The following is a 24148-nucleotide window of genomic DNA, read 5'->3' as shown; positions in this document are numbered from 1 at the left end:
GCGGGCCGGTCAGGCCGCCTGGCCGACGGCCTTCGCGGCCTTGTCCCAGTTCCCCCGCAGCCGCGCCAGATAGTCGGCCGCCTGGCTCCCCGGCTTCGCGCCCCGCGCGAACGCCGCCATGTTGCCGCCGCCCGCGTTGTATCCGAGCGCCATCAGCTCCTCACGCGAGTACGGACCCGCCCAGTGCGCCGGGAGCTGCTTGGACATGTCGTGCAGATACCAGGCCGCCGCCTCCACCGCGAGAGCCCGGTCGTCGGGCAGCTCCTGCCACGTGCGGGAGGCGAAGTCCCGGCCGCGCTTGGTCTCGTCGAAGGCCGCCCGGTGCATGTTCGCGATGCCGAAGGCGGCGTCGGGCTTGTACTTCTGCCAGCTCCGCTCGAAGGCGGGGTCGTGCGGCTTGTAGTCCTCGTTGTAGAGGATCGCCATGAGCAGCCGCGCGCTCACGCCCGCCTTCTTGGCGTACGTGCGGACCTGCGGCGCATAGTCGGCGGGATCGTAGGCACCGCTCGGCGCCGGCTTGGCCGACGGATCGGCCGGGGCGGACGCGGACGTCCTGGGCGACGCGGCGTGCGAAGGGCTCCCCGAGTCCTGCGAGGCCGATACGCCGCGTACGCATCCCCATCCGGCGAGCGCCGCGACCGGCAGCACCAGCCATCGGGCACGCCCGCGCCGTACGCGCTGTTCAGCCATGGTCAGCCTGCCCCTCGGATCCGGTCGGTCGCACCCAGTCTAGGAAGCTCCGGTCAGGACAGCGTCAGGACGGCGTTGCCCCGCACCTTGCGGGCCCTGAGGTCGGCGATGACCTCGGCCGTGCGGGACCAGTCCCGTACCGAGCCGATCTCCGGGTGCAGCCGGCCCGTCTCCACCAGGCGGACCAGGGCCGCGAGGTCGCGGCCGTAGGTGGTCTCGGACGTGGTGTAGTCGAAGTGGGCGATGCGGGCCTGGTTCGGGCCCTTGAAGAAGTCGAAGAAGTCCAGGGTCACCGGGGTGCGGCTCGCCTGGCCGAACCAGACGAGCAGGCCGCCGGGGGCGAGCCGGCCGAGCGCGGCGGGCAGGCTGTCACCGCCGACCGATTCGAGCACGATGTCGTACGGGCCCGGCGCATCGGCCACCGACGTGACCAGGGTGTCGGCGCCCAACTCGGCGAGTCTGGCGCCCCGTTCGGCGTAGGCGACGACGGCCGTGACGGCCGCTCCCGACGCCGCGGCGAGCTCCGTGACGTAGTGGCCCACTCCCCCGCTCGCCCCCGTGATCAGGATCCGGCGCCCGGCGACCGGGCCCGCCGCGCGCAGCAGGCGCAGCGCGGTGATGCCGGCGAGCGGCAGCGCGGCGGCGGTCACCGCGTCCACGCCGTCGGGGAGTTCGGCCACGCTCGACGTCGGCACCGCGACCCGCTCGGCCCAGCCGTACGCGGGCGGGTGGGCCACCACCCGGGTGCCGGCTGCGGGCCCGCTCCCATCGGCGGCCGGCCGCACGACGACCCCCGATACGTCCTTGCCGGGACGCCACCCCTGCCAGGTGCGGTCGAGCTGCCCGTCGAGCTGGAAGGTCTCGCCCCGGTTGACCGAGTACGCCTCGACCGACATCACCAACTCGTTGTGCGCCGGGGCGGGTTCGGGGGCCTCTCCCAGGAGGACGGGGGTGTCGGCGTCGGCGGCGGGCAGTACGGCCTTCATGACGGTTTCCTTCTCCTCGTGATCGCGTTCCTCGTGATCGGGGTGGCTCAGACGAAGACGACATTCTTGGCGTGCAGGGTGTCGAAGTACTCGCGGACGGCGACGATCTGCCCGTCCCGCACGGTGAAGACGGCGAGGCAGTGCTGGTCGTAGCGGGTGCCCTCCTTGGTGAGGGCGCGGGTGTTCCACTCGGCGAAGACCCGCTCGCCGTCGGCGATGACGCCTTCGAATTCCAGCTCCATCGTCTCGGGCACGAAGTGCGACACCATCGCGGGGACGAACTCGCCGAGGATCTCCTCGGCGCCCGTCCAGGTCCGCGAGAGCGGCAGGTCACCGGCGAGGGTCCAGGTCGCGTCCGGCGCGAAGAAGACGCTCAGGGCGTCGAAGTCGCCGGTGGTGAGGGTGTCCATGTAGGCGAGGATCACGGCGCGGCTCGCCTCGGTGAGGGCGGTGGCGGGGGTGGCGGCGGCGGCGGTGGCGGTGGCGGTGACATCGGCGGTGGCGGTCCGGGTGTTCACTTTGTGCCCTTCGGTCGGTGTTCTCTGCGACACCTGAACCCTAGGAACGGAGCACTTCCCGAGGGAAAGACCTGTTCGGAACCACCCCATGCCGTCCCGGCATAACGCCTGCTCAGGGCGGTCTGTAGGCTGCCCGACATGTTCGAACTCCGCCGTCTGCGCTCCTTCCTCGCCGTCGCCGAGGAACGAAACTTCACACGCGCCGCCGAACGGCTGCACATCGCCCAGCCCGCGCTCAGCCGCCAGGTCCGCCGGCTGGAGCAGGAGCTCGGCGTGCGACTGCTCGACCGCACCACGCACGCCGTCGAACCCACTGACGCCGGGCGCCTGTTGATGGAGCGCGGCACCGAACTGTGCGCGGAGGCCGACCGGTTGTGGCGCGACGTGTGCGGCTTCGCCGAGACCGAGCGTGACACCCTCACCCTCGGCTACAGCACGAGCACCGGGTACGGCACCGCGCCCGCCCTCCTCGCGGCGCTCGCCGAGCACCACCCGGACCTCACCGTCACCACCCGGCTGCTGCCCAGCGCCGACATCGTGGCCGGAGTGACCGACGGAACCCTGGACGCGGGTCTGGTCCGCTGCCCGCCCCCGACCCCCGAACTCGTCCGCACCCTCGTACGCCTCGAACCCCAGGGCGTGCTGCTGCACGCGGGACATCCGCTGGCGGCGCAGGACGACGTCGAGGTGACGTCGCTCGCCGGCGAGTCCCTCCTGGTGCACCCGCGCGAGGCCAACCCCGGGCACTTCGACGCGATCACGGCCATCTTCGAGCGGGCCGGCGTGACGCCCAGGCTCCTCCTGCGCCAACTGTCGTTCGACGCGGCGCACACCCCGGTGGCCCGGGGCGAGGCCGTCTCCGTGATCGGCGCATCGGCGATCGAGGGCCTCCCGGCCGGCCTGGTGTGGCGCCCGCTGCGCCCGGCGGCCGCGATCGAACTCCACCTGCTCACCCGGGGGCGTGCGCGCCGCCCGGCCGTCGCCCCGATGCTGCGTACGGCGTCGCGGACGGCGCGGGCGCAGGGGTGGCTGCACTCACCGGCGTAGCGGTGGAGCGGCGCCGCTCCCGTGGCTCTCGCCCCTCGCACCCCTCTCGCCCCTCGCACCCTCGCACTCCTCGCGTCCCCCCAATCCCCTAGCGGAACGTGCCCATCGCCTCCCGCACCTCGTCCAGGGTCGCTTCGGCCACCGCGTTGGCCCGCGCGTTGCCCTCGCGGATCAACTGGCGTACATATCCCAGGTCTTGGGCGTACGCGGCGCGGCGGGCCCGCAGGGGGGCGAGGTGGGTGTTGACCGCCTCCGTGACCGCCGCCTTCAGGGCCGACGCTCCGCCGTCGCCGATCCCGGCGGCCACCTCGTGCGGATCGCGGCCCTGGCAGAGCGCGGCGAGGAGCACCAGGTTGCTCACTTCGGGGCGGAGCTCCGGCTCGTAGGAGATGAGCCGGGTCGCATCCGTCTTCGCGCCCCGGATCAGCCGTGCCGTTTCGTCCGGACTCGCCTTCAGCGCAATGGAGTTGGCGCGGCTCTTGCTCATCTTCGTGCCGTCGGTGCCGAGCAGCAGGGGTGCCTCGGAGAGCAGGGTGCGCGGCTCGGGGAAGACCGGACCGTAGCGCTCGTTGAAGCGCCGGGCGATCGTGCGGGTCAGCTCCAGGTGCGGTTCCTGGTCCCGGCCGACCGGGACGAGGGTGGCCTTGCAGAACAGGATGTCGGCGGCCTGGTGGGCGGGGTAGGTGTACATCAGCCCGGAGACGGCCGCCTGGCGGGAGTGGGCGATCTCGTCCTTGACGGTGGGGTTGCGGCCGAGTTCGGCGACCGAGACCAGGCTCAGGAAGGGCAGCAGCAACTGGTTGAGGGCGGGGACCGAGCTGTGGGTGAAGACGGTCGCGCGGGCCGGGTCCACACCGGCCGCGAGATAGTCGAGGACCAGGCCCTCCACGTGCTCGCTCAGACGCTCGGCGACGTCCCGGTCGGTCAGCACCTGATAGTCGGGGATGACGAGGAAGAGGTCGACGCCCTCGTTCTGGAGCCGGACCCGGTTGCGCAGGGTGCCGAAGTAGTGGCCGAGGTGGAGGGGCCCGGTGGGCCGGTCGCCGGTCAGGATGCGGTCGGCGGTGGCCGGGACAGCGGGGGCGGTGCCCGTCGGGGTGGGGCCGGGGGTGGTCGTGGGGCGCGGGGTCGTGGTCATCAGGTGCTCCTCGGGAGGCAGTGGGTGGTGACCGGGGGGGGCGGGCCTGGACGGCGCCCACTGCGGGATCCAGCGAGGGCAACAAAAAGGGCCGTCCAGTGATGAACGGCCCGGTGACGATGGCGTGCGTGGGTGTCGTGGCCGCTCCTAGGAGGAGCGCCACCAGCTGAGGCGGGAGCGACACCGCGACACGGACGACATGCGTCCACTGTAACGCGGGACCCGCGGGGCGGCGGGCCCTTGTACGGCGGTGGGTGCGGTCACTGCATGGCACCGGGTGCGGTCACTGCATGGCGCCGGGTGCGGTCACTGCACGTCGGATGCGGTCACTTCTCGTGTGTGTAGAACACATAGAACGAGACGAGGAGCATGGCGCCGCCCCAGATGGCGCCGATGCCGCCCGACCGCAGGATGCTGTGGTCGGACAGGCTGTACAGGAACCCCATGGCGCAGCCGAACAGCGTGGCGTACGCGGCCGCCCGGATCTCGCGGGGCAGCGCGGACTGGATGCGCAGCAGGCCGAGGCCGAGCACGGCCAGGACCAGGCCCGAGACGACACCCAGGACGATCTGGCCGCCGGTGAGGATGCCGCTGCTGCCGCCGTTGCGCTGGATGGCGGCGGCCCAGATGCCGTAGGCCACGCCCAGGACGACGGGGACCGCGAGCGCGGCGTTGCTCGGGCGGCGCGCCGTGCGCCGGGCCGGGCGGCGGCTCGTGACGGGTATCGAAGCGTGTGCGGCCATGGCGGCACTCCTTCCGCTTGCCCGGGACACATGGATGCGTCCCCCATCCAGCCCACACCCGCGCGCGCCGATGGGCAACCCGGGATTACGTGGACGGGTGCGCAGCTTCCTGCCGCCGGCGCTGATCGCCTGGGCGGGCGTCCTGGTTCCGCTCGGGGTACGCCGCAGGCGCGCCCTCATCTGGGTGGGCGCCGGCCTTGCCGCCGGGGCGGTGGTGGTGCGCGTCCTGGTCGCCGTCGGGAGGTCCCGGACCCTCGACGGGCTCCCCGCGGGCTCCGACCCCGCGGCCGCGGCCGCCGTCTACGACGCCCTCACCGACGTCCTCACCACGGCGGCGTGGGGCGTGCTCGCCCTCGGGACCGCGCTCGCGTTCGGCACCTGGCTCGCGGGCCGGCCGTGGCGGCGCGAGCAAAGCCTTGAGCAACCGTGCCGGGCGCGGGGCCGTCCGTGAGAGAGGATGCGAACCCTGTGACCGGCTAGCGGGAGGCAGGCCGTCTTGGACACCTTGAGCACCGGGAGGGTGGCGGAGCACGCGGTGGTGCACGTACGCCGCCGGCATCCCTGGCGGGTGGTCTCCTCGCTGGCCGGGGCGCTCCTGCTGGCCGGGGTCAGCGCGGTGGTGGGCTGCCGGGCCGCCGATTCGGACGGGGTCACTCCCGTTCCGCAGGCCCTCGCGTTCCTGCCCTGGCTGCTGGTGCCCGGCAGCGCGGGTCTCGCGCTCGCGGCGCTCGGGCGGTGGCGCACCGGGATGGTGTGGGGCGTGGCGGTGCTCGCGGTCACCGGCTGGTACACCCAGCCGTACGGAGCCGCCGCGACCCGGCCGAAGGGGCCGATCCTCGCCGAGTTCACGGTGCTCACCTCCAACACCGAGTTCGGGTGGGCGACGGACGATCTGATCACCGCCGTCCGGCACGAGCGGCCCGACGTCGTGTTCGTCGAGGAATGCAGCTTCCGTTGCGCCGACGCGCTCGCCGCCCGCGTGCCGGCGTCCGACTATCCCTACCGTGACGTCGTACGCGAGGACGGCTCGGCGGGATCCGCGATCCTCAGCCGCTTCCCGCTCAAGCCCGCCGAGCCCATCGAGTCGGAGATGGCGATGCCGGGGGCGGTGGCCACGATCGGCGGGCGCGACGTACGGCTCCAGCTCGCGCACCCCATGCCCCCGCTCCCCGGCGCCGACGCGAAATGGCGTCAAGAGCTGGGCAGAGTAAGGGAGTTCGCGAGGTCGGCCAGGGGCGGTCCGGTGATCCTGGCCGGCGACTTCAACGCCACGCAGGACCACGCGCTGTTCCGTTCGGTACTCGACGAGGGCGCCCTGTACGACAGCGCCCGGCTCGCCGGACAGTCGCGCACCTGGTCCTGGCCCGCCGACCGCACGACCCCGCTGCACACCCAGATCGACCACGTCCTGGTGAGCGGCGACTTCAAGGCGGCGTCCGCCCGCTTCCTCACCCTGCGCGGCACCGACCACCGCGCGCTCCTCGTGAAGCTCGGGCTGTACGGCGAGTAGCCGGGGCGGGAAGCGGGGGCGGAGCAGAGCGGGCGGACCAACGGTGGCCGGACCAACGCGGCCGGACCAACGGCAGGCGGATCGACGGTAGGCATCTCAATCGTGGGCGGATGAATCGTGGGCGGATGAATCGTGGGCACAAAAACCGCAGAAATTATCCACAGCCTGTGGACAACATTTACGATTCCGTTGGCCGTCCCGTTTGCGCCAAGTGATCCTTTTGCGATGTCGTGTGCTCATGGCTGATCAGAAGCGGGCAGGGAGCGGCGGGCGGACCGGGCTCCCCGCGCCCCCGGAGTGGCTCATCGGGGGGCTGCGGCCCGCCCCCACCCCCATCCCCTGGCCGGCCGTCGCCCGCGCCGCGATCGCTCTGGCCACACCGCTCGCCGTGGGCCTCGCGACCGGACAGAGCGCCTACGGCGCGCTCGCCTCCATGGGCGCGCTCAGCGGAGTCATCGGCGACACCGCCGACGCGTACCGGATGCGGATCTTCAACATCGCCGTGCCGCAGCTGTTCGGCGCGCTCGGCGTGACCGTCGGCAGCCTGGTCTTCGGGCACGGCTGGCTCGCGGTGGCCGCCCTCACCCTGGTCGCGCTGGTGTCCGGAATGATCTCCTCGATCGGCGCGGTCGCCTCCGTGTCCGGACTGCTGCTCCTGCTCAACGCCGTCGTCGGCGCCGGCCTGCCGTTGCCGGGCCCCTGGTGGAAGGCGCCGCTGCTGCTCAGCCTCGGCGGGCTGCTCGTGCTGCTCCTGAGCCTGCTCGCCTGGCCGTTGCGCCGCACCGAACCCGAACGCGAGGCCGTCGCCGGGACCTACCGCGCGGTCGCCGACGCCATCGAGGCCGCCGCGAGCGACGCGTACGACACCCGCCGCCAGGCCGTCACGCACTCCCTCAACACCACCTACGACCTCATCCTCGGCCGCCGCGCCCGCGAACACGGCCGCCGCGGCGAACTGGTACGGCTCTCCGCCCAGCTCAACGTGGTGATCCCGATCGTGGAGGCGGCCCCCGCCGTGCACCTGCGGGGCTGGGGCGTGGACCCCGCGATCCCCGCCGCCGTACGGGAGTTGGCGGACGCGGTCTCCGAGGGCCGCACCGATGCGGCCGAACCGGACCTTCCCGCGCCCACGACCCCGGCCGAGCGCGCCCTGGACAGCGCGCTGCGGTACGCCTTCACGGTGGTGCACCGGCCCGACCCAGACCCGACGAACATCGACGACCGGCTGGGCCGCCCCGCCGCCCTGCGCATCCGCCTGCGCCGCGCCACCCGCAACGTGCTGCTGTCCGGGGCCTCCTGGCGCTACGGGCTGCGGCTCGCGCTGTGCATCGGGCTCGCCCAAGTACTGGTGTCCGTGGTCCCGGTGGAGCGCTCGTACTGGGTCGCTCTCACCATCGTCTTCGTCCTCAAACCCGACTTCGGCTCGGTCTTCGCCCGCGCCCTGATGCGCGCGGTCGGCACCGCGGGCGGTCTCGTCATCGCCGCCGCCGTCCTCGCCGAGGTGCCGCGCGGCTGGTGGGACGTGCCGGTGATGATGCTGCTCGCCGCGCTCATCCCGGCGTTCTCCGCGAAGGGGTACGCCTTCCAGACCGCGGCCATCACCCCGGTGATCCTGCTGCTCTCGGACACGCTCAACCACCGGGGCTTCGACCTGGTCCTGCCCCGCCTCACCGACAGCCTCATCGGCTGCGCGATCGCCCTGGTGGCGGGCTATCTGCTGTGGCCCGAGAGCTGGCACACCCGGATCGGGGCCCGGCTCGCGGACACGGTCGCGGCGACGGCGGAGTACGTGGAGTACGCCTTCGGCTCCGAGGACGACCACGCCGAACGCGCCCGCCACCGGCGCCGCCTCTACCGGGACCTGTCGACCGTGCGCAGCGAATTCCAGCGCGCGCTGACCGAACCGCCCCCGATGGGGGCGCGGGCGGCGGCGTGGTGGCCGCTGGTCGTCGCCGTCGAGCGGGTCGTGGACGCGACGACGGCGGCGCGGGTACGGGTCAACCACGGCGCGGGGTGGCCTGCGGCCGGCGAGGTGGAGGATGTCGTGGTGCAGTTGCGGGAGTTGGCGCGGGGGCTTCGGCGGAGTGTGACGCTGGTGGAGGTCCGGGCCCGTCTGGAGGGCGACGAGGAGGGCGTCCTCGCGCCCCTCCGCCAGGAAGTCCGAGCAGCCCGAGCCATCACCTCCCCACGCTCGGTTCCCCGCGCCCCTTGACCCCGCTGTCGAGTGCGGACCGTGCCGGCTTGCTCGCGCAGTTCCCCGCGCCCCTAAACCCGCCTTCGTGCGCGGACCGTGCCCGCTTCTCGCGCAGTTCCCCGCGCCCCTAAACCCGCCTTCGTGCGCGGACCGTGCCCGCTTCTCGCGCAGTTCCCCGCGCCCCTTAACTACTCGGTGCCGGCCCGCATGGACACCCTCAGCCGGTCCGGCGTTTGAGGACGAGCGCCCTTTAGGCGCGAACGGGGTCTGGGGCGGAGCCCCAGGGGGCCGAGCCTCTCAACTCGCCGCACGGGCGGGTGGGTGGGAAAACGCGTCGGGGTCTGGGGCGGAGCCCCAGGGGGCCGAGGCGAGGTGGGTTAGAAGAGGGGGAGTTGGCCGGGGGTTGGGGGGAGGGGGAAGGCGGACAGGGTTCGTTGGGTGGCGTCCGCCGGCGCCCGCCGTTTGGAACCGGCACAGAGCGTCAGCTCACCCCCCTCCCACGTACGAGGATCGTGCCGCACAAACCTGCCCGCCACCACGGCGACGGACCGACCGCAGGACGGGCAGGTGCGGCGAGGGGACACGGAAAGCTGCGGCATCCCCCCATGCTGCCAGAGGGACTACGCGGCCGGCTTGAACGCCGAGGCGAGCCCGTTGCGCCACAGGCTGTTCACCCGGGACTTCTCCGTGCTGTTCGGGTAGGCGTTGCGGCACGACGTACCGGGCCCGCCACCCGACATGAGCTCGGTGCACGGCCCCGAGTAGTGGTCGGGAAGGCCGAGCACGTGCCCGGTCTCGTGTGCGACGACCCGCACCGAGTAGTACTGCTGGTTCTGGGTGTAGTCCAGGAAGATGTAGCCGTTGCCGTGCCCGTCGGTCGAGGCGTAGGAACCGTTCTGCGTGTCGTTGCCCTCGTAGTACTGGAAGTCCGCGCCGGACCCGCTCTCCGCGAGCCGCACGTTCTGCACCGAGGAGTTCCAGATCTGCGCGGCCTGCGATATCTGCGAACGGAAACTGGGCGCGTTGGCGGCGCTGTAGTAAACCGTCACGGAGGCGGCGAGCGGGTTGGCGGCGCGCTTCTTGGCGACCGACTTCATGACGGCGTCGTAGAACGCCTGGTCGTTGGCGGCGGAGTGCTTGGCGCCCGGGGTGAAGTGCGCGCCGGCGGCGGCGGTGGACGGAGTGGCGGCGGTGGCGGCGGTGGCGGGAATCGCGCCGAACCCGGCGAGGGCGAGGCCCAGGGCAGCGGTCACGGCGAAGGTACGGGGGTGTCTCATGGGGGGTTACCAATCGTTGTGGGGATCCGCGTGCGGCTGGGTGGGCCGCACCCGGGTGGGGGTGTGCACTGATCGGTCGACGGCCCGCCACGACCGGGTGAGTCGCGGCGCGCCGTCGTCCCGGTGATTGTGGTGGCCACAGCGACGTACGGGAATGATGCCGATCTGCGATAACTCCCGCGTATCAGAGCGGTTTTGGTCATCTGGTGCGAAGAGTTAGCGCCGCCTAACCTCAGCCGCATGGAGCTGGAGGTGAGACATCTGCGGGTGCTGTGCGCCATCGCCGACGCCGGCAGTCTGCACGGCGCGGCGCGGGCGCTCGGCACGAGCCAGCCCGCCTTGACCACCCAACTGCGGCGCATCGAGCTCACGTTGGGCGGGCGGCTGTTCTCGCGCGAGCGGACCGGCTGTGTGCCCACGGTGCTCGGCCGGGGCGTGGTCGGCCGGGCCAGGCCGCTGCTCGCGTCGATCAACGCGCTGGTCACCGAAACGCGGGCCGCGGCCGCCCGGACCGCGCGGGGCGAACGGCTGCGCATCGGCTCCACGGCGAGCCGTGCCATCCCCGGCTGGCTGCGCCGGCTGCGGGAGCGGCTGCCCGGCACCGAGACCGAACTACAGGTGGCTGTTTCGGCCACCGCGCTGCTGCGCCAGGTCGCGGCGGGCGAGCTGGACGTGGCCTTCGTGCACGAGGTGGAGGGCTGCCCACTGCGCGTCCCCGCGGGTCTCGACGTCCGTACGCTCGTGGAGCGCGAGCCCCAGTTCGTGTGCCTGGCCGCCGACCATCCGGCCGCGCACCGCCCCGTGGTGGACCTGACCGACCTCGCCGCCGACCAGTGGATGGTCGACCCGAGCGTGGACGGCGAATGGGAGGGCCTGCGCCGGGTCCTGAACGCGGCCGGGCTCGACCCGCGTGTGCTGCACGGCGATTACCTCACGGCGGTGGGTCTGGTCGCCACGGGCGAGATCGTCACCCTGTGCCAGCCCACCTCGCGCCCCCGCTCCGACTTCGCCGTCCGCCCCCTGCGCGGCGACCCGATCGGCGTACGCCTCCTCCTGGCGGTCCGCAGCGGCGCGTACGGGGGCGACCTCGCCGGGGTCGGCGCCGATCTGGAGGCGGCGTACTGGGAGGCGGCGTCGTCCTCGCCGCCCTACCGCGCCTGGCTGGAGAACCGGGGCGGCGTCCCGCAGGGCGCCGTCAGTTGCGTACGACCCGACCCCGGTGCAGCGTCCCCCTGACGCCGGTGAAGCGCAGGTCGAGCCCCACACCGTCACGTTCGGCGTGCAGATGCAGATGCGGTTCGGTGGTGTTGCCGGTGTTGCCCACCTCACCGAGCGGCTGCCCGGCCCGCACCCGGTCCCCGGAGGCCACACGCACACTGCCCGGCCGCAGGTGCGCGAGCTTGACGATCTCGTGGCCGGTGTCGATGAACACATGGTTTCCGTACGGCGGTTCGTAGCGGATCGTCCCCGGCAGTTGATCCTCGAAGCCGTCGGCGGCGGACACCACCCGCCCGTCGCAGGGCGCGTACAGCGTCGCCCCGTAGACCGGATACGTGTCCGGGGACGCGCCGCCGCCCGGGTGGGAGCCGCGCGCCCCGGTGGCGACGATGTCGAGGGCCCCGCGCTCCTCGGGGTGGGACGCGTGGTGGTTGAGCCCGGGGCCGCCGCCCTGCAGGACGAGCCAGCTTCCGCCCCGCAGCGGAAACTCCAGGGCCGCGGAGAGCGGCGCGCCCCAGCGGTGGCGGCGCGCCCACACCAGGTAGCCGGCGCATCCCGCGAGCAGCGCGACACCGGCCGCCAGGTACGCGTCCGGCCGTCCCGCGGGCAGCCGGGTCAGGCGCCACGCGGAGGCGAGCGCCGCCACCGCGCCCGCCGCCACCGCCGCGCGGATCCACCGGTGCAGCCGGGCCGGCGCGAAGAACCCCGCGAAGAGCAGACAGCCGACGGCCACCACCGACCCCTCGGTGCACCAGGCCGCCAGGGACGGGGCGCGCCAGCAGGCCGCGACGCGCACCGCGAGCAGCAGGAACAACGCCGCGCCTGCCACGGCGCCCCGGGCGCGCGGCGGGAGCGGGAGGCGGCGGCGCGCGGGCCGGTGCGTGCCGGGGGCGACGAGCAGCCCGGTGATCCTCCCCTCGGCGTCCGCCCGCGCGAAGGCGAGGACCCGGCCGGCCGGGCCCTCGATCACCAGCCCCTCCGGACCCTCGGTGACCCCGGCGAAACCGCCGACGCGTTCGCCGGTCGCCGTGAGGATCTCGTGCAGGCGGTCCCGGCCCACGGCGGCCACCACGCGGGGCGCGAGTTCGGGCCACCGCCCGGGTCCGGCGAGAAGGAAGCGTTCCAGCGCGAGGGCGGCCGCGCTCCGGTCCGGCTGCTGCGTCGGCTCCACGGTCCGGTGATCTTCCTCTGGTCGGGGGCGAGGGGCGCTGTGTCCTGCGGCGCTTCCGCCACAAGGCACGCGGGCTCTGTCACCCGCAAGACGATCGGCCGGGCAGCGCGGTTGTGCGCCCGGGGCCACGGACCCGTGAGTCGCCGCTCACACCCCGTCGCCGGACGCGGACTTGACGAAGTCCGGCCGTCGTACGGTGCGTTACGCGCCGCGGTGTCGCGCCGGGCAACCACCGGGCGCACCGGCGACTACGATGCGCTCGACTCCGGGTTGCCGCACCCGACCGCCGCGCCTGCCGCACGGGACCGTTGCACCCGGCGTTTCTGACATACCGCCATATGTCGCGCCGTCAAAGGATGTTCGGCCATGAGCAGCAGCACCAGTGGCAGAGGGCTACAGCCCAACGCCCTGTCCACCTTCGACACCGTTGTCATGGCGGTGGCGGGCAGCGCGCCCGCCTATTCGCTGGCCGCCACCACCACCGTGCTGGTGGGGTCGGCGGGCCTTGCCGGCCCCGCGGCCCTGTTGTACTGCGCGATACCCATGCTCGGCATCGTGCTCGCCTTCGGCCGGCTCGGCCGGATCGACGTGCACGCGGGCGCCGCCTACTCGTGGGTGGGCCGCACCCTGCACCCCTTCCTCGGGTTCCTGAGCGGCTGGGCGCTCGTGGTCGCCGCCACCCTGTTCATGGTGGCGGGCTCGCTGCCCGCCGGGCAGATGACCCTCGGCCTCTTCGATGCCGGCCTCGCCCACGACACCGCGCTCGCCACCCTCACCGGCGCCGGCTGGTTCCTGCTCATGCTGGCGGTCGTCCTGGGCGGCGCCCGCCTCTCCGCCCGCGCCCAACTCATCGTGTCGGGCGTCGAGTTGATGATCCTGCTCGGTTTCTCGGCGGGTGCGCTCATCCGGGTCGGCGACGGCGACGGGGCCGTCCCCTTCGACTGGTCCTGGCTCGGCTTCAGCCACTTCGACGGCGTCCCCGGATTCGCCGCGGGCACCCTCATCGCCGCGTTCTACTACTGGGGCTGGGACGTCACCAGCAACCTCAGCGAGGAGACCCGCGACGGCCGCCGCACCGCCGGACTCGCCGCCCTCGTCGGCGTCGGCGTCGTCTTCGCCCTGTTCGTCGCCTTCACCGTCGCCACCGACGCCCTGCTCACCGGCGACGAGATCGCCCACGGCCGGACCAACGTCCTGGCCCTGCTCGGCGAGCGGATCTGGCCCGGCGCCGGCGGCAGGCTCATGGTGCTCGCCGCGGTCCTCTCCACCATCGCCACCCTGGAGACCACCCTCATCCAGGTCACCCGCTCGCTGTTCGCGATGGGCCGCGACCGGACGATGCCGGGGGCGCTCGGCGCCGTACACCGGCGGTGGAACACGCCGTGGGTCGCGATCGTCGTCGTCGGCGCGGTGGCGCTGCTGCTGTTCGTCGCCTCCAACGCGCTCGGCTCGGTGCAGGACATCATGGCCGACGCGCTCTCCGCGATCGGCCTCCAGACCACTCTGTACTACGGCCTCGCCGGTCTCGCCGCGGTCGTCGCCTACCGCGGGACGCTCACCGAATCCGTCGGCTCCTTCCTGCTCGGCGGGGTCTGGCCGCTGCTCGGCTCGCTCTTCATGTTCTGCGCCTTCGGACTCTCGCTGACCCGGCTCAGCGCCGCGGCCGTGGCGATCGGCATCGGCAGCCTCCTCGCCGGGATCGCCCCGATGCTCTGGTACTGGCGCCGGGGCAGCCCGTACTACCGCCCCGCCCGCCTGGACGCCACCCGCTCCTTCGAGGCCGGCGCCGGTGGACCCAACTCGCCCGCGCCACACAGCAGTTACGTCGCCGCTGGACACCCCACCGACTTCTGAGAGGCGGTACGCGGATGGCAGCACTGCGCCGCCGCTCCGAGCGCGGGACGGCCGTACGCTTCGACGCCGACCTCGGTGACCGCGCCCTCACCGTGGCCCGGCACGACATCGCCATCGGCCGCTGGCAGGGCGTGCGCGACCTGCTGCGGTCCACGGGCGACGACTGGGCGCTGCGCACCCACCGCATCAGGCTGCTCGCCAACGCGGCCGCCGCGTCGTCCATCGTCGAGGCCTGGCGTGCCGCCGAACCGGACAGCGCGGACGCGGCGGTGCTGCGCGCCGCCACCGAGGTGACCCGGGCGTTCAACGGCGCCATCGCCGCCGGACGCGGGGCCGGCACCGACCGCGACCGCATCGACGTCGCCGTGATGGCCTGCCTCGGCGCCGCCGACGCCCGCCCCGCCGACCCGATGCCCTGGGCCTCCCTGCTCACCGTGGTCCGGCTGTACGACGGCGGGGTGTCCCGGCGGGAACTGCGATCGTGGTGGGAGGAGTTGCGCCGCCGCGACCCGTACCACCTCGAAGGCCACATTCAGATGGTGCGCTACTTCTCGGCACGCTGGCACGGCACCCACGGCTCGATGTACGACTTCGCACGCGACGCGGCGGGCGCCGCACCCGCCGGGTCACCGCTGCCGGTCCTGGTGCAGATCGCCCGCGTCGAGGAGTACCGCTATGTCGCGGAGGCCGCGAAGGGCCGGCCGGTGCGGGGATTCGGCCAGCACTGGAGCCACGAACTCGCCGTGACCGAGCTGCGGCGCACCTACGACCGGTGGCTCGGCGGCCGCCCACCCGGGCCGGTCCGCGCCGCCGAGGCAGCCGAGCTCAACTACCTTGCGCACGCCGCTTGTTGTGCTGGTCTCACTCATGAGGCGGTGGCCCTGGTCGGGCTGCTCGGCGAGCGCGTCTCCACGGTGCCGTGGGTCTACACCGGCGACCCCGCCCAGCAGATTCTGCGCTGGCGCGAGCGGGCGACGGGCCGGGCCTCCCGGACTTGCCCCGGCCCCTTTCCGGGAAACCCCCGGCGGGGTCGCTAACCTTACGTGTCCGCGCTGGCCAGGGATCGGACCCCGGACCTGTCGGCGCAGTGCGGTACGTATCGCACCCAACTCATGCGAAAGGCCTCGCCCATGGGCATTCGGAGCTTGCTGCGCAAGGTGTTCGGACGCGATCGCACGGAGCGTGCCGATGCGTCGGCGGCTTCTGTACCGCCCCAGACGGAACGCACCCTGGAGACGACGTCCGGAACGCCGGCCGCCACCACGACCGGGGCGGCCACCGTCCCGGCGCCGAGTCGCGGCGGAGAGCTGTCCGAGGCGGAGGCGCTCGTGGCCGCCGCGTTCGACGGCCCGCGCCCGCCCGCCCAGGGCGGGGACGCCCAGGGCGCCACCACCCCGGCCCCGGAGGCCCCGGCCCCGGACGCCACCCCTGAACCCGCCGCTGCCGCCGCCGAGGTGCCCCAGCCCCGCACCGAGGCGAAGCCGGAGCCGGAGCCGGCGAAGGACACGGAGCAGGAACCGGAGAAGGACGCGGAGCAGGAGCCGGCCGTCGAGCCCGAGCCGGCCGAGGAGCCCGTGGCCGCCGCGGCGGAGCCCGAACCCGAGGCCACGCCCGAACCCGTGAAGCCGGAGGCCACGGTGCCCGAGCCGGCGAAGGTCGAGCCGGAGCCCGCGCCCGAAGCCGAGCCGGAGCCCGCGCCCGTCAAGGCCGAAGCCGAGCCGGAGCCGGAGCCCGAGCCCGTCAAGGCCGAAGCCGAGCCGGAGTCGGAGGCCGAGCCCGTTCCGGCCGAGGCCAAGGCCGCCAAGCCCGCCGTCCCCGCCGCGCGCGTCAAGTCGCGGGCGCCCGGACTCGCGGGGGCGTACAAGGCCGCCGGGGCCGCGCTCAAGAAGGCCGGGCTCGGCGCGGCGCGGGCCAAGGTGTACCTCGTGCTCGACCGCTCCGGGTCGATGCGGCCGTACTACAAGGACGGCAGCGCGCAGGGCCTCGCCGAACAGGTGCTCGCGCTCGCGGCGCACCTCGACGAGGACGCCACCGTGCACACCGTGTTCTTCTCGACCGACATCGACGGGTCGGCCGACCTCACCCTCGACGCGTACGAGGGCGTCGTCGACGAGACGCACGCCGGGCTCGGGCGGCTCGGCCGCACCAGCTACCACCGGGGTGTCGAGGAGGTCGTCGAGCACGTCGAGAAGGCCGGGCACGAGGGGCCGGTGCTCGTCGTGTTCCAGACCGACGGCGCCCCCGACGCCAAGCTGCCCGCTCGCCAGGCGCTCGTCGATGTCGCGGACAAGCCGCTGTACTGGCAGTTCGTGGCGTTCGGCGAGACGGACGCCAAGGCGTTCGACTTCCTGCGCACGGCCGAGGGCGAGCACGACCACGTCGGGTTCTTCCACGCCGGGCCCGCGCCGCGCGAGCTGAGCGACGCCGAGGTCTACCAGGGGCTGCTCAGCTCGTACCGCCCGTAACGCGTGTACCGCCCGTAACGCGGGGCCGGGTCCTCGCCGGGAGCGAGACGGTCACGGTGAGCCCGCCATCGGCGCCGGGCTCCGCCGTGGCCGTCCCGCCGTGCGCCACCGCGATGGAGCGCACGATGGACAGGCCGAGCCCCGCGCCCGGCCCCATCCGGTCGCGGCCCTCGCCCCGGCGGAACGGCTCGAACAGGCCCGGGACGCCGTCCGCCGGGACCACCGGGCCCGTCGGGTTGGCCACCACGAGCCGCCCGCCGCGCACGGTGACCTCCACCGTGCCGCCCGGCTGGTTGTAGGTGACCGCGTTGGCGAGGAGGTTCGCGGTGAGCCGGACGAGCAGCGCCCGGTTGCCCCGCACCACGGCGGGCGCCGCCGTCACCTTCACGGTGTCGTGACGCGCCGCCTCCTCCCGTACGACCTCCGCGAGGTCCACCTCCTCGCGCCGTTCCAGGCCCCGCTCGCTGCGGGCCAGCATCAGCAGGCCCTCGATGAGCTGCTCGCTGCGCCGGTTGTTGTCGAGCAGCGTCGTGCGGGTGCGCTCCAGGTCGGTGGGGCTCGGTTCGCCGTCGAGGCCGACCTGGATCGCGGTGCGCTGGGTGGCGAGCGGGGTGCGCAGTTCGTGCGAGGCGTTGGCGATGAAGCGGCGCTGGCTGTCGAAGGCCGCTTCGAGCCGGCCGAGCAGGTCGTCGATGGTGTCGCCGAGTTCCTTCAGCTCGTCGTCGGGACCCGCGGCCCCCACCCGCTCGTGCAGATTGTTCGCCGTCAGCCTGCGGGCCCGCTCCGTCATGACGTGGACGGGACGCAGCAGGCGGCCCGCCGTCCACCAGCCCACCACGACCGCGAGCAGCGCGATCGCGACGAGCGCCAGCGTGGACCACAGCGCGGTCTGGCTGGAGGCGGCGTCGCTGACGTCGGCGCTCACCCGGTAGACGGTGAGCGGTTCGAGGGGCATGACCCCGTTGCGGTAGGCGGGCACCCCGGACGGCATCCGCAGGGTGGTCGCGCGGGTCGCGATGGCGGTGGCCTGCTGTTCGGTGCCGGCCCGCGAGAGCAGGTTGACCACGGCGAGCAGCGCCGCGCCGAGCACCAGGAAGACACCGCCGAAGATCAGCGCTATCCGCGTCCTGATCACAGGGCGTACCCGACGCCCTGGACGGTACGGATCAGGGCGGGCTCGCCGAGCTTGGCGCGCAGCTTGCTCATGGCGACGCGTACCGCTCCTGTGAAAGGGTCGGCGTTGGCGTCCCAGGCGCGTTCCAGGAGTTCCTCCGCGGAGACTGCGGCGCCGTCGGCCTCCAGGAGGATCTGGAGCACGGCGAACTCCTTGGGCGTGAGGTCGAGCTCGTGGCCCTCGCGGTGCGCGGTGCGGCGCACGGTGTCCAGGCACAGGCCGTGCCGCTCCAGGACCGGCGGGACCGGCCGGGCGCTGCGGCGGCGCAGGGCGCGGACCCGCGAGACCAGCTCGGGGAATTCGAAGGGCTTGCCCAGGTAGTCGTCGGCGCCCAGGTCGAGGCCCTCCACACGGTCCTCCGTCGACGCGGACGCGGTCAGCATGAGGATGCGGGTGCGGGAGGCGTCGGCGACCAGGCGGCGGGCCACCTCGTCGCCGTGCACGCGGGGCAGGTCGCGGTCGAGCACCACCACGTCGTAGTCGTGCAGGCCGAGGTAGGCCAGGGCCGCGTCCCCGCTGTAGACCGTGTCCACGGCGAAGCCGGCCCGGCGCAGGCCGGTGGCGACGAGCTCGGCGAGGACCTCCTCGTCCTCGGCGACCAGTACCCGCATGTTCTCGTCCTTCGTGTGCACGTGCCCCCTTCCGTCCCAGGATGCGTCCTTGGTACGACACGGGGTGTTTCGCAAACCTCTCCGCCGCGCGTCGGCGGCCGTCCGGGGCGTCCGGCATCCGGACATCCCGGGCGGGCGTCCGCACCCCGGCGGATAGGATTCAGTGCATGCCTTCGCCGACGTACTACGTTTCGACGCCCATTTACTACGTCAACGACGCCCCGCACCTGGGCCACGCCTACACCACCGTCGCCGGTGACGTGCTGACCCGCTGGCACCGCCAGCGCGGCGAGAAGGTCTGGTATCTGACGGGCACGGACGAGCACGGTCAGAAGATCATGCGGACGGCCGAGGCGAACGGCGTCAGCCCGCAGGAGTGGTGCGACAAGCTCGTCGGCGAGGCGTGGCAGCCCCTGTGGGAACACCTGAACATCGCGAACGACGACTTCATCCGCACCACCCAGAAGCGGCACACCGACCGGGTGCAGGAGTTCGTGCAGGACCTGTACGACAAGGGCGAGATCTACAAGGGCGGCTACGAGGGCCCGTACTGCGTGGGCTGCGAGGAGTACAAGCTCCCCGGCGACCTGATCGAGGCCGAGGACGGCACGCAGCTGTGCGCCATCCACAAGAAGCCGGTGGAGCTCCTCAAGGAGGAGAACTACTTCTTCAAGCTCGGCGCGTACGGTCCGAGGCTCCTGGAGTTCTACGAGGCGAACCCCGGCTTCATCCAGCCCGAGTCGGCCCGCAACGAGGTGCTCAACTTCGTGAAGCAGGGCCTGACGGACCTGTCGATCTCCCGGTCCACCTTCGACTGGGGCGTGCCGGTGCCGTGGGACACCAAGCACGTCATCTACGTGTGGGTGGACGCGCTCCTCAACTACGCGACCGCCGTCGGGTACGGCGCCGACCAGGCCCGCTTCGAGGAGATCTTCCCGGCCGACGTGCACCTCGTGGGCAAGGACATCCTGCGCTTCCACGCGATCATCTGGCCGGCGATGCTGATGGCCAACGGCCTTCCCGTGCCGGGGAAGGTCGCGGCCAACGGCTGGCTGATGGTCGGCGGCGAGAAGATGTCGAAGTCCAACCTGACCGGCATCAAGCCGCAGGATCTGACCTCGCACTTCGGCGTGGACGCCTACCGCTGGTATTTCCTGCGGGCCATCGCCTTCGGCCAGGACGGCTCGTTCTCCTGGGAGGACTTCACCGCCCGCTACACCTCCGAACTCGCCAATGACTACGGCAACTTGGCGTCGCGCGTCGCGGCGATGGTCGGCAAGTACTTCGGCGGCGAACTGCCCGCGTCGGCCGCCGACGGGGAGGCGGAGCAGGCCGTCAAGGACGGGCTCGCGAAGGCGGTCGCCGAGGCCGACCGGCGCATCGGGGACGAACTCGACTTCCAGGGCGGCATCCTGGCCGTCTTCGAGTTCGTGAAGCAGGTCAACGGCTATCTCACGGAGCAGGAGCCGTGGAAGGTGGCCAAGGACGAATCCGCCGGGGGCCGGGCGCGGCTCGCGACGATTCTCTACACCGCCGCCGAGGCGCTGCGCGGCGTCGCGGTGCTGCTCAACCCGGTGATGCCGGAGACCTCGCGGAAGCTGTGGGACTCGCTGGGAGCCGAGGCCGCGCTCGGCGCGCTCGACGGGCAGCGGGTGCAGGACGCGGGCGCGTGGGGCGTGTTGACCCCGGGCGCGAAGGTCACCAAGGGCGCGGTGCTCTTCCCGCGTCTTGAGGAGAAGCCCGCCTCCGCCTGAGCGAGCCGTTGGCCCCGGTGCGGGGCGCCCGCTTCGACGCCGTCCTCCCGCGGCGCCCCGCCCCGCCTTCGTGCGCCCGCCCTGCCTGCCGTTTCCGTCCGCGTGTGACCGGATCGGTGGCCCATTCAACCGTTGTTGATTCGCTGTTGATCGGGCCCGACCAGACTGTGCCGGTAGGTAGCACGGAGAAGGGAAAGGACAGGGAATGCCATTGCTCGCGAATCGTGTCACGGTGACCGTTCACGCCTCCGATCCGCTGAGCCGGGCCGGAGTCATCAGTCATTTGCAGCACCAGCCCACCGTCGAAGTCCTGCGCGAGACCCGCGACCCCCGCGACGGCGAGGGCCGCACGGCCGACCCCACCGTCGCCGTGATGCTCGTCGACCAGGTCGACGACTCGGCCTCCGCGGAGCTGCGCCGCGTCGTGCGCGGCGGCGAACAGCGCGTGGTGCTCATCGCGCGCGAGCTGCGCGAACCCGATCTCCTGACCGTGGTCGAGTACGGGGTGCGGGCCATCCTGTGGCGTCACCAGGCCACCGAGCAGCGCCTGTTGAAGGCCGTGCACAGCGCGGCGCGCGGCGAGGGCGAACTGCCGCCGGACCTCATCAGCCGACTGCTCGTCCAGGTCGGACGGCTGCGCCGCTCGGAGACGACGTCCGCGTCGGCCGGTTCCTCGTCCGCCGCGCCCCTCTTCGGCATGGCGCCGCGCGAGGTCGACGTGCTGCGCCTGGTCGCCGAGGGCCTCGACACCCGCCAGATCTCCGAGAAGCTCGCCTACTCGGAACGCACCGTCAAAAACATTCTGCACGCCCTGATGACCCGCCTCCAGCTCACCAACCGCGCGCACGCGGTGGCCTACGCGCTGCGCGAGGGCTACATCTAGCATCCGGCCGGCGCGGCGCCACCCGGCCGGCCGACGGTGCACCACCGATTTGGGAAATTGGCTCCATGATCCACGAAATAGACGAGGCGCTGCGGCGCATCCTGCGCGGCGGGGCACTCCCCGAGGGAACGGGGGACGTCGTCTTCGAGGCGCCCACCCGCGACTGGGCGGCCCGGCGCAACACCCCCACCCTCAACGCCTATCTGTACGACATCCGCGAGGACGTGGCCCGCCGCGAACGCGGATCGTACGCGGAGCGGGACGCCAACGGCGTGGTGCTGCGCAGGCGCCAGCCGCCCCGCTGGTACCGCCTGTCCTACCTCCTGACGGCGTGGACGAGCCGCCCCGAGGACGAACACCGCCTGCTGTCCGGCGCGTTGGCGTGTCTGCTGCCGCACGAGATGCTGCCCGACGCCTTCGTACCGCCGGCTCTTGAGGCGTACAACGTGACCATTCCGTTGACGGTCGCGGTACCGCCCGCCGAGTCGCGTTCGCTCGCCGACATCTGGTCGGCGCTCGGCGGCGAGCTGAAGCCCTCGCTCGACGTGGTGATCACGACGCCGTTCCCGGTCACCCCGGTGTACGACGTCGCCCCGCCGGTGACCGAGGGCGTGATCAGCGTGCGCGGCCGGGACGGGGTGCCCGCCGACGCCAAGCCGCGGATGATGCGGAGCTCGCGGGGCGACGCCTCACGCAAGGACGCCTCACGCAAGGACGCCTCCCGCAAGGACGGCTCCCGCAACGACGGCGGCCAGAACGGTGGTACCCGGTGAACGAGGCCGCCCGCGCCCTGCTGCTCCGGCTCGACCGTCTGCGTACGACGATCGCGGCCCTGGTGGAGTCGCGCTCCGCCGACGACCCGACGGCCCAGGACCCGCTCCGCGGCCTGTACGTCTCGGCGGACACGGCGGCCCGCCTGGCCGCGGCCCCGATGCCCGCGCCGCCGTCACCATCACCGTCGCAGTCGCAGTCGCAGTCGCCGTCACCTACGGAAGCGGGCGCGGCGCCGACCGAACTCCCTCTCGACGAAAGCGAGTTGCTCTTCGGGCCGGACGACCGTCTGGCGCTCCTCGCCGGGAACTTCGGCCTGGGCGAGCTCGATGAGCTGATCCTCCTGGTGGCCCTCGCGCCCGACGTGGACCGGCGCTTCGAGGCGCTGTACGGCTACCTCAACGACGACGTGGGCCGCCGCAGGGCCTCGGTGACCCTCGCCCTCGACCTCGCGGGGACGGGCCCGTACGACCCCGTGGCGCGGGGGCGCTTCCACCCCGCCGCGCCGCTGGTCGCGAAGGGCCTGGTGGTCCTGGAGGACGAGGAGCGGCCGCTGCCGGGCCGGGCGCTGCGAGTCCCGGAGCGGGTGGTCGCCCATCTCCTGGGGGACGACACGCTCGACGGTCAACTGGGCGGATGGGGGGTCGAGTTGCTCACGCCGGGCGGCTCGGCTCCCGACGACGGGGTCGCGGCGCGGATCGCGCTGGCACAGCGGCCCGTCTGCGTCCATCTGCGCGAGCGCAGGGCGGGGAGCGGCGCGGACGCGGTGACCCTCGCCCTGCGCGGCGCGGGCCGCGCGGTGCTGCGCCACCGCCCCGTGAGCACCGGACACGGCGAGCACACCGGGCACGCCCGGCACACCGACCACAACGGGCACACCGACCACGCGGCGGTGCGCGCGCTGCTGCGCGAGGCACGGCTGCGCGGGGCGGGGACGGCGGTGGTCGTGGAGCTCCCGGACGACCAACCGGGACCGCTGGTCCGCGAACTCGCCGCGCCCGACGTGACCGTGGTGTTCGCCGGAACCCAGCCGTACGACCCCACATGGGCGCCGGGGGCCGCGCTCCTGGCCCTGGAGGACACGGCCGTCGAGACGGATCCGCTGACCGCGTGGAGCGAGGAACTCCCCTCGTACGAGGGCGACTTGGCAGAGGCCGTCGGGCCGTATCGGCTCGGCGCGGGACAGGTGCGGCTGGCCGCGCGGGGGGCGCTGGCGCTCGCCGGGTTCGAAGGTGTTCCGGTCGGCCTCGGCCATGTGCAGCGCAGCGCCCGGCTCCTGTCGGCGCCGCTGCTCGACCGGCACGCGCGGCGGGTCAGGCCGGCCGTCGGCTTCGCGGACCTGGTCCTTCCGGCCGAACCGCTCGGGATGCTGCACGAACTGGCCGGACGGGCCAGGCACCGGGACCGGGTGCTCGGCGAGTGGCGGCTGCGCACGGGGGGCGGGCGCGGGCGGGGCGTCGTCGCGCTGTTCGCGGGGGACTCCGGCACGGGCAAGACGCTCGCGGCGGAGGTCGTCGCGGGGGAGCTCGGGCTCGACATGTACGTGGTCGACCTGTCGTCCGTCGTCGACAAGTACGTCGGCGAGACGGAGAAGAACCTGGAGAAGATCTTCGCGGAGGCGGACCGGACGGACTCGGTGCTGCTCTTCGACGAGGCGGACGCGGTGTTCGGCAAGCGGTCGGAGGTGAAGAGCTCGCACGACCGGTACGCGAACCTGGAGAGCGCGTACCTGCTCCAGCGGCTTGAGGCGTTCGACGGCATCGCGGTCCTGACGACGAACCTGCGGGCCAACATCGACGAGGCCTTCACGCGGCGGATCGACCTGATCGTGGACTTCCCGTTCCCCGACGTGGAACTGCGCGCCCAGCTGTGGCGCAGCTGCCTGGCGGGGGTGCCGCAGGAGCCCGGCCTCGACGCCGAACTCCTGCGTTGCGCCAAGGAGTTCGACCTCGCCGGCGGCGCGATTCGCTCCGCGGGAGTCACGGCGGGGTATCTCGCGGCGGGACGGGGGGGTGCGGTGTCCGCGGAGGACGTGCGGGTCGGAGCGCGGCGGGAGTACGTGAAATCCGGCCGCCTCGTCCCCGGCGTCGGCCTCGCCTGGACCCCCTAGGTCGTGTCTTCGACGTCCCGTCCGGCCGACCCGG

21 protein-coding genes are annotated in these 24148 nt (G+C 73.1%); 12 read left to right on the top strand and 9 right to left on the bottom strand.

What is annotated here, in order from left to right; genetic code table 11:
• Positions 1-9: 9 nt before the first annotated feature.
• From OG432_RS17610 to OG432_RS17600, 3 genes are read right to left on the bottom strand one after another with little or no spacing between them, the layout of a single operon-like run.
• Positions 10-690, bottom strand: coding sequence for a transglycosylase SLT domain-containing protein (locus OG432_RS17610; protein ID WP_328311894.1), 681 nt, complete (start codon positions 688-690; stop codon positions 10-12).
• Positions 691-743: 53 nt separating this feature from the next.
• The gene (locus OG432_RS17605; RefSeq protein ID WP_328311893.1) at positions 744-1676 is read right to left on the bottom strand and encodes a zinc-binding dehydrogenase; all 933 of its coding nucleotides are present in this window, start codon (positions 1674-1676) and stop codon (positions 744-746) included.
• A 47-nt stretch (positions 1677-1723) separates the two neighbouring features.
• Positions 1724-2194 (bottom strand): nuclear transport factor 2 family protein, encoded by a 471-nt coding sequence (locus tag OG432_RS17600; RefSeq protein ID WP_328311892.1) that lies wholly within the window; start codon positions 2192-2194, stop codon positions 1724-1726.
• Positions 2195-2332: 138 nt separating this feature from the next.
• Here OG432_RS17600 and OG432_RS17595 point away from each other — a divergent pair, with 138 nt between their 5' ends.
• Positions 2333-3241, top strand: coding sequence for a LysR family transcriptional regulator (locus tag OG432_RS17595; protein WP_328311891.1), 909 nt, complete (start codon positions 2333-2335; stop codon positions 3239-3241).
• An 88-nt stretch (positions 3242-3329) separates the two neighbouring features.
• Here the strand turns inward: OG432_RS17595 and trpS are convergent, their stop codons facing one another.
• A complete protein-coding gene (gene trpS / locus OG432_RS17590) occupies positions 3330-4379 on the bottom strand; it encodes a tryptophan--tRNA ligase (RefSeq protein WP_328311890.1) in 1050 nt (349 codons plus the stop codon).
• A gap of 326 nt (positions 4380-4705) precedes the next feature.
• Positions 4706-5122 (bottom strand): hypothetical protein, encoded by a 417-nt coding sequence (locus OG432_RS17585; RefSeq protein WP_328311889.1) that lies wholly within the window; start codon positions 5120-5122, stop codon positions 4706-4708.
• Between the two features lie 97 nt (positions 5123-5219).
• Between OG432_RS17585 and OG432_RS17580 the strand changes: the two genes are divergently transcribed.
• From OG432_RS17580 to OG432_RS17570, 3 genes are all read left to right on the top strand, one after another.
• On the top strand, positions 5220-5573 hold the full coding sequence (locus tag OG432_RS17580) for a hypothetical protein (RefSeq protein WP_328311888.1): 354 nt from the start codon (positions 5220-5222) through the stop codon (positions 5571-5573).
• Between the two features lie 45 nt (positions 5574-5618).
• The gene (locus OG432_RS17575) at positions 5619-6632 is read left to right on the top strand and encodes an endonuclease/exonuclease/phosphatase family protein (RefSeq protein ID WP_328311887.1); all 1014 of its coding nucleotides are present in this window, start codon (positions 5619-5621) and stop codon (positions 6630-6632) included.
• A gap of 238 nt (positions 6633-6870) precedes the next feature.
• Positions 6871-8844 (top strand): FUSC family protein, encoded by a 1974-nt coding sequence (locus tag OG432_RS17570; RefSeq protein ID WP_328311886.1) that lies wholly within the window; start codon positions 6871-6873, stop codon positions 8842-8844.
• Positions 8845-9446: 602 nt separating this feature from the next.
• Here the strand turns inward: OG432_RS17570 and snpA are convergent.
• Positions 9447-10103: a snapalysin gene (gene snpA / locus OG432_RS17565; RefSeq protein WP_328311884.1), complete on the bottom strand. Its 657-nt coding sequence runs from the start codon at positions 10101-10103 to the stop codon at positions 9447-9449.
• Between the two features lie 240 nt (positions 10104-10343).
• Between snpA and OG432_RS17560 the strand changes: the two genes are divergently transcribed.
• Positions 10344-11339 (top strand): LysR family transcriptional regulator, encoded by a 996-nt coding sequence (locus tag OG432_RS17560; protein ID WP_328311883.1) that lies wholly within the window; start codon positions 10344-10346, stop codon positions 11337-11339.
• On the opposite strand, the gene OG432_RS17555 is transcribed toward OG432_RS17560, so the two are convergent.
• Complete coding sequence (locus OG432_RS17555; RefSeq protein ID WP_328311882.1) at positions 11299-12492, bottom strand: M23 family metallopeptidase; 1194 nt, start codon at positions 12490-12492, stop codon at positions 11299-11301. The genes OG432_RS17560 and OG432_RS17555 overlap by 41 nt on opposite strands.
• Positions 12493-12858: 366 nt before the next feature.
• Here OG432_RS17555 and OG432_RS17550 point away from each other — a divergent pair, with 366 nt between their 5' ends.
• The 3 genes from OG432_RS17550 to OG432_RS17540 all read left to right on the top strand — a co-directional run bounded on the left by OG432_RS17550 (position 12859) and on the right by OG432_RS17540 (position 16811).
• A complete protein-coding gene (locus OG432_RS17550) occupies positions 12859-14346 on the top strand; it encodes an APC family permease (protein WP_328311881.1) in 1488 nt (495 codons plus the stop codon).
• Positions 14347-14360: 14 nt separating this feature from the next.
• On the top strand, positions 14361-15383 hold the full coding sequence (locus OG432_RS17545) for a hypothetical protein (RefSeq protein ID WP_328311880.1): 1023 nt from the start codon (positions 14361-14363) through the stop codon (positions 15381-15383).
• A gap of 93 nt (positions 15384-15476) precedes the next feature.
• Positions 15477-16811: a VWA domain-containing protein gene (locus OG432_RS17540; protein WP_328311879.1), complete on the top strand. Its 1335-nt coding sequence runs from the start codon at positions 15477-15479 to the stop codon at positions 16809-16811.
• Here the strand turns inward: OG432_RS17540 and OG432_RS17535 are convergent.
• Complete coding sequence (locus OG432_RS17535; protein ID WP_328311878.1) at positions 16792-17946, bottom strand: sensor histidine kinase; 1155 nt, start codon at positions 17944-17946, stop codon at positions 16792-16794. The genes OG432_RS17540 and OG432_RS17535 overlap by 20 nt on opposite strands.
• The gene (locus OG432_RS17530) at positions 17943-18596 is read right to left on the bottom strand and encodes a response regulator transcription factor (RefSeq protein WP_328315139.1); all 654 of its coding nucleotides are present in this window, start codon (positions 18594-18596) and stop codon (positions 17943-17945) included. The genes OG432_RS17535 and OG432_RS17530 overlap by 4 nt, the downstream gene beginning before the upstream one ends.
• Positions 18597-18763: 167 nt before the next feature.
• On the opposite strand from OG432_RS17530, the gene metG reads away from it, so the two are divergent.
• The 4 genes from metG to OG432_RS17510 all read left to right on the top strand — a co-directional run bounded on the left by metG (position 18764) and on the right by OG432_RS17510 (position 24114).
• Positions 18764-20350 carry a methionine--tRNA ligase gene (gene metG, locus OG432_RS17525; protein WP_328311877.1) on the top strand — a complete coding sequence of 529 codons (1587 nt, stop codon included), beginning with the start codon at positions 18764-18766 and terminating at the stop codon, positions 20348-20350.
• Positions 20351-20555: 205 nt separating this feature from the next.
• The gene (locus OG432_RS17520; RefSeq protein ID WP_328311876.1) at positions 20556-21233 is read left to right on the top strand and encodes a response regulator transcription factor; all 678 of its coding nucleotides are present in this window, start codon (positions 20556-20558) and stop codon (positions 21231-21233) included.
• A gap of 65 nt (positions 21234-21298) precedes the next feature.
• Complete coding sequence (locus OG432_RS17515; RefSeq protein WP_328311875.1) at positions 21299-22006, top strand: DUF4255 domain-containing protein; 708 nt, start codon at positions 21299-21301, stop codon at positions 22004-22006.
• On the top strand, positions 22003-24114 hold the full coding sequence (locus OG432_RS17510; protein WP_328311874.1) for an AAA family ATPase: 2112 nt from the start codon (positions 22003-22005) through the stop codon (positions 24112-24114). Before OG432_RS17515 ends, OG432_RS17510 begins: the two co-directional genes overlap by 4 nt.
• The last annotated feature ends 34 nt before the right edge of the window (positions 24115-24148 follow it).

The sequence above is a fragment of the Streptomyces sp. NBC_00442 genome (genome assembly GCF_036014195.1).
GTDB lineage: Bacteria > Actinomycetota > Actinomycetes > Streptomycetales > Streptomycetaceae > Streptomyces.
Note: the sequence above shows the minus strand (reverse complement) of the source record. Positions and strands in the feature narration are given on the sequence as shown.

What these genes read in the sequence shown, in the direction of transcription:
- OG432_RS17610 (WP_328311894.1), bottom strand. Translation starts at nt 690, where the DNA reads ATGGCTGAACAGCGCGTACGGCGCGGGCGTGCCCGATGGCTGGTGCTG.
- OG432_RS17605 (WP_328311893.1), bottom strand. Translation starts at nt 1,676, where the DNA reads ATGAAGGCCGTACTGCCCGCCGCCGACGCCGACACCCCCGTCCTCCTG.
- OG432_RS17595 (WP_328311891.1), top strand. Translation starts at nt 2,333, where the DNA reads ATGTTCGAACTCCGCCGTCTGCGCTCCTTCCTCGCCGTCGCCGAGGAA.
- trpS (WP_328311890.1), bottom strand. Translation starts at nt 4,379, where the DNA reads ATGACCACGACCCCGCGCCCCACGACCACCCCCGGCCCCACCCCGACG.
- OG432_RS17585 (WP_328311889.1), bottom strand. Translation starts at nt 5,122, where the DNA reads ATGGCCGCACACGCTTCGATACCCGTCACGAGCCGCCGCCCGGCCCGG.
- OG432_RS17570 (WP_328311886.1), top strand. Translation starts at nt 6,871, where the DNA reads ATGGCTGATCAGAAGCGGGCAGGGAGCGGCGGGCGGACCGGGCTCCCC.
- snpA (WP_328311884.1), bottom strand. Translation starts at nt 10,103, where the DNA reads ATGAGACACCCCCGTACCTTCGCCGTGACCGCTGCCCTGGGCCTCGCC.
- OG432_RS17560 (WP_328311883.1), top strand. Translation starts at nt 10,344, where the DNA reads ATGGAGCTGGAGGTGAGACATCTGCGGGTGCTGTGCGCCATCGCCGAC.
- OG432_RS17550 (WP_328311881.1), top strand. Translation starts at nt 12,859, where the DNA reads ATGAGCAGCAGCACCAGTGGCAGAGGGCTACAGCCCAACGCCCTGTCC.
- OG432_RS17545 (WP_328311880.1), top strand. Translation starts at nt 14,361, where the DNA reads ATGGCAGCACTGCGCCGCCGCTCCGAGCGCGGGACGGCCGTACGCTTC.
- OG432_RS17540 (WP_328311879.1), top strand. Translation starts at nt 15,477, where the DNA reads ATGGGCATTCGGAGCTTGCTGCGCAAGGTGTTCGGACGCGATCGCACG.
- OG432_RS17530 (WP_328315139.1), bottom strand. Translation starts at nt 18,596, where the DNA reads ATGCGGGTACTGGTCGCCGAGGACGAGGAGGTCCTCGCCGAGCTCGTC.
- metG (WP_328311877.1), top strand. Translation starts at nt 18,764, where the DNA reads ATGCCTTCGCCGACGTACTACGTTTCGACGCCCATTTACTACGTCAAC.
- OG432_RS17520 (WP_328311876.1), top strand. Translation starts at nt 20,556, where the DNA reads ATGCCATTGCTCGCGAATCGTGTCACGGTGACCGTTCACGCCTCCGAT.
- OG432_RS17515 (WP_328311875.1), top strand. Translation starts at nt 21,299, where the DNA reads ATGATCCACGAAATAGACGAGGCGCTGCGGCGCATCCTGCGCGGCGGG.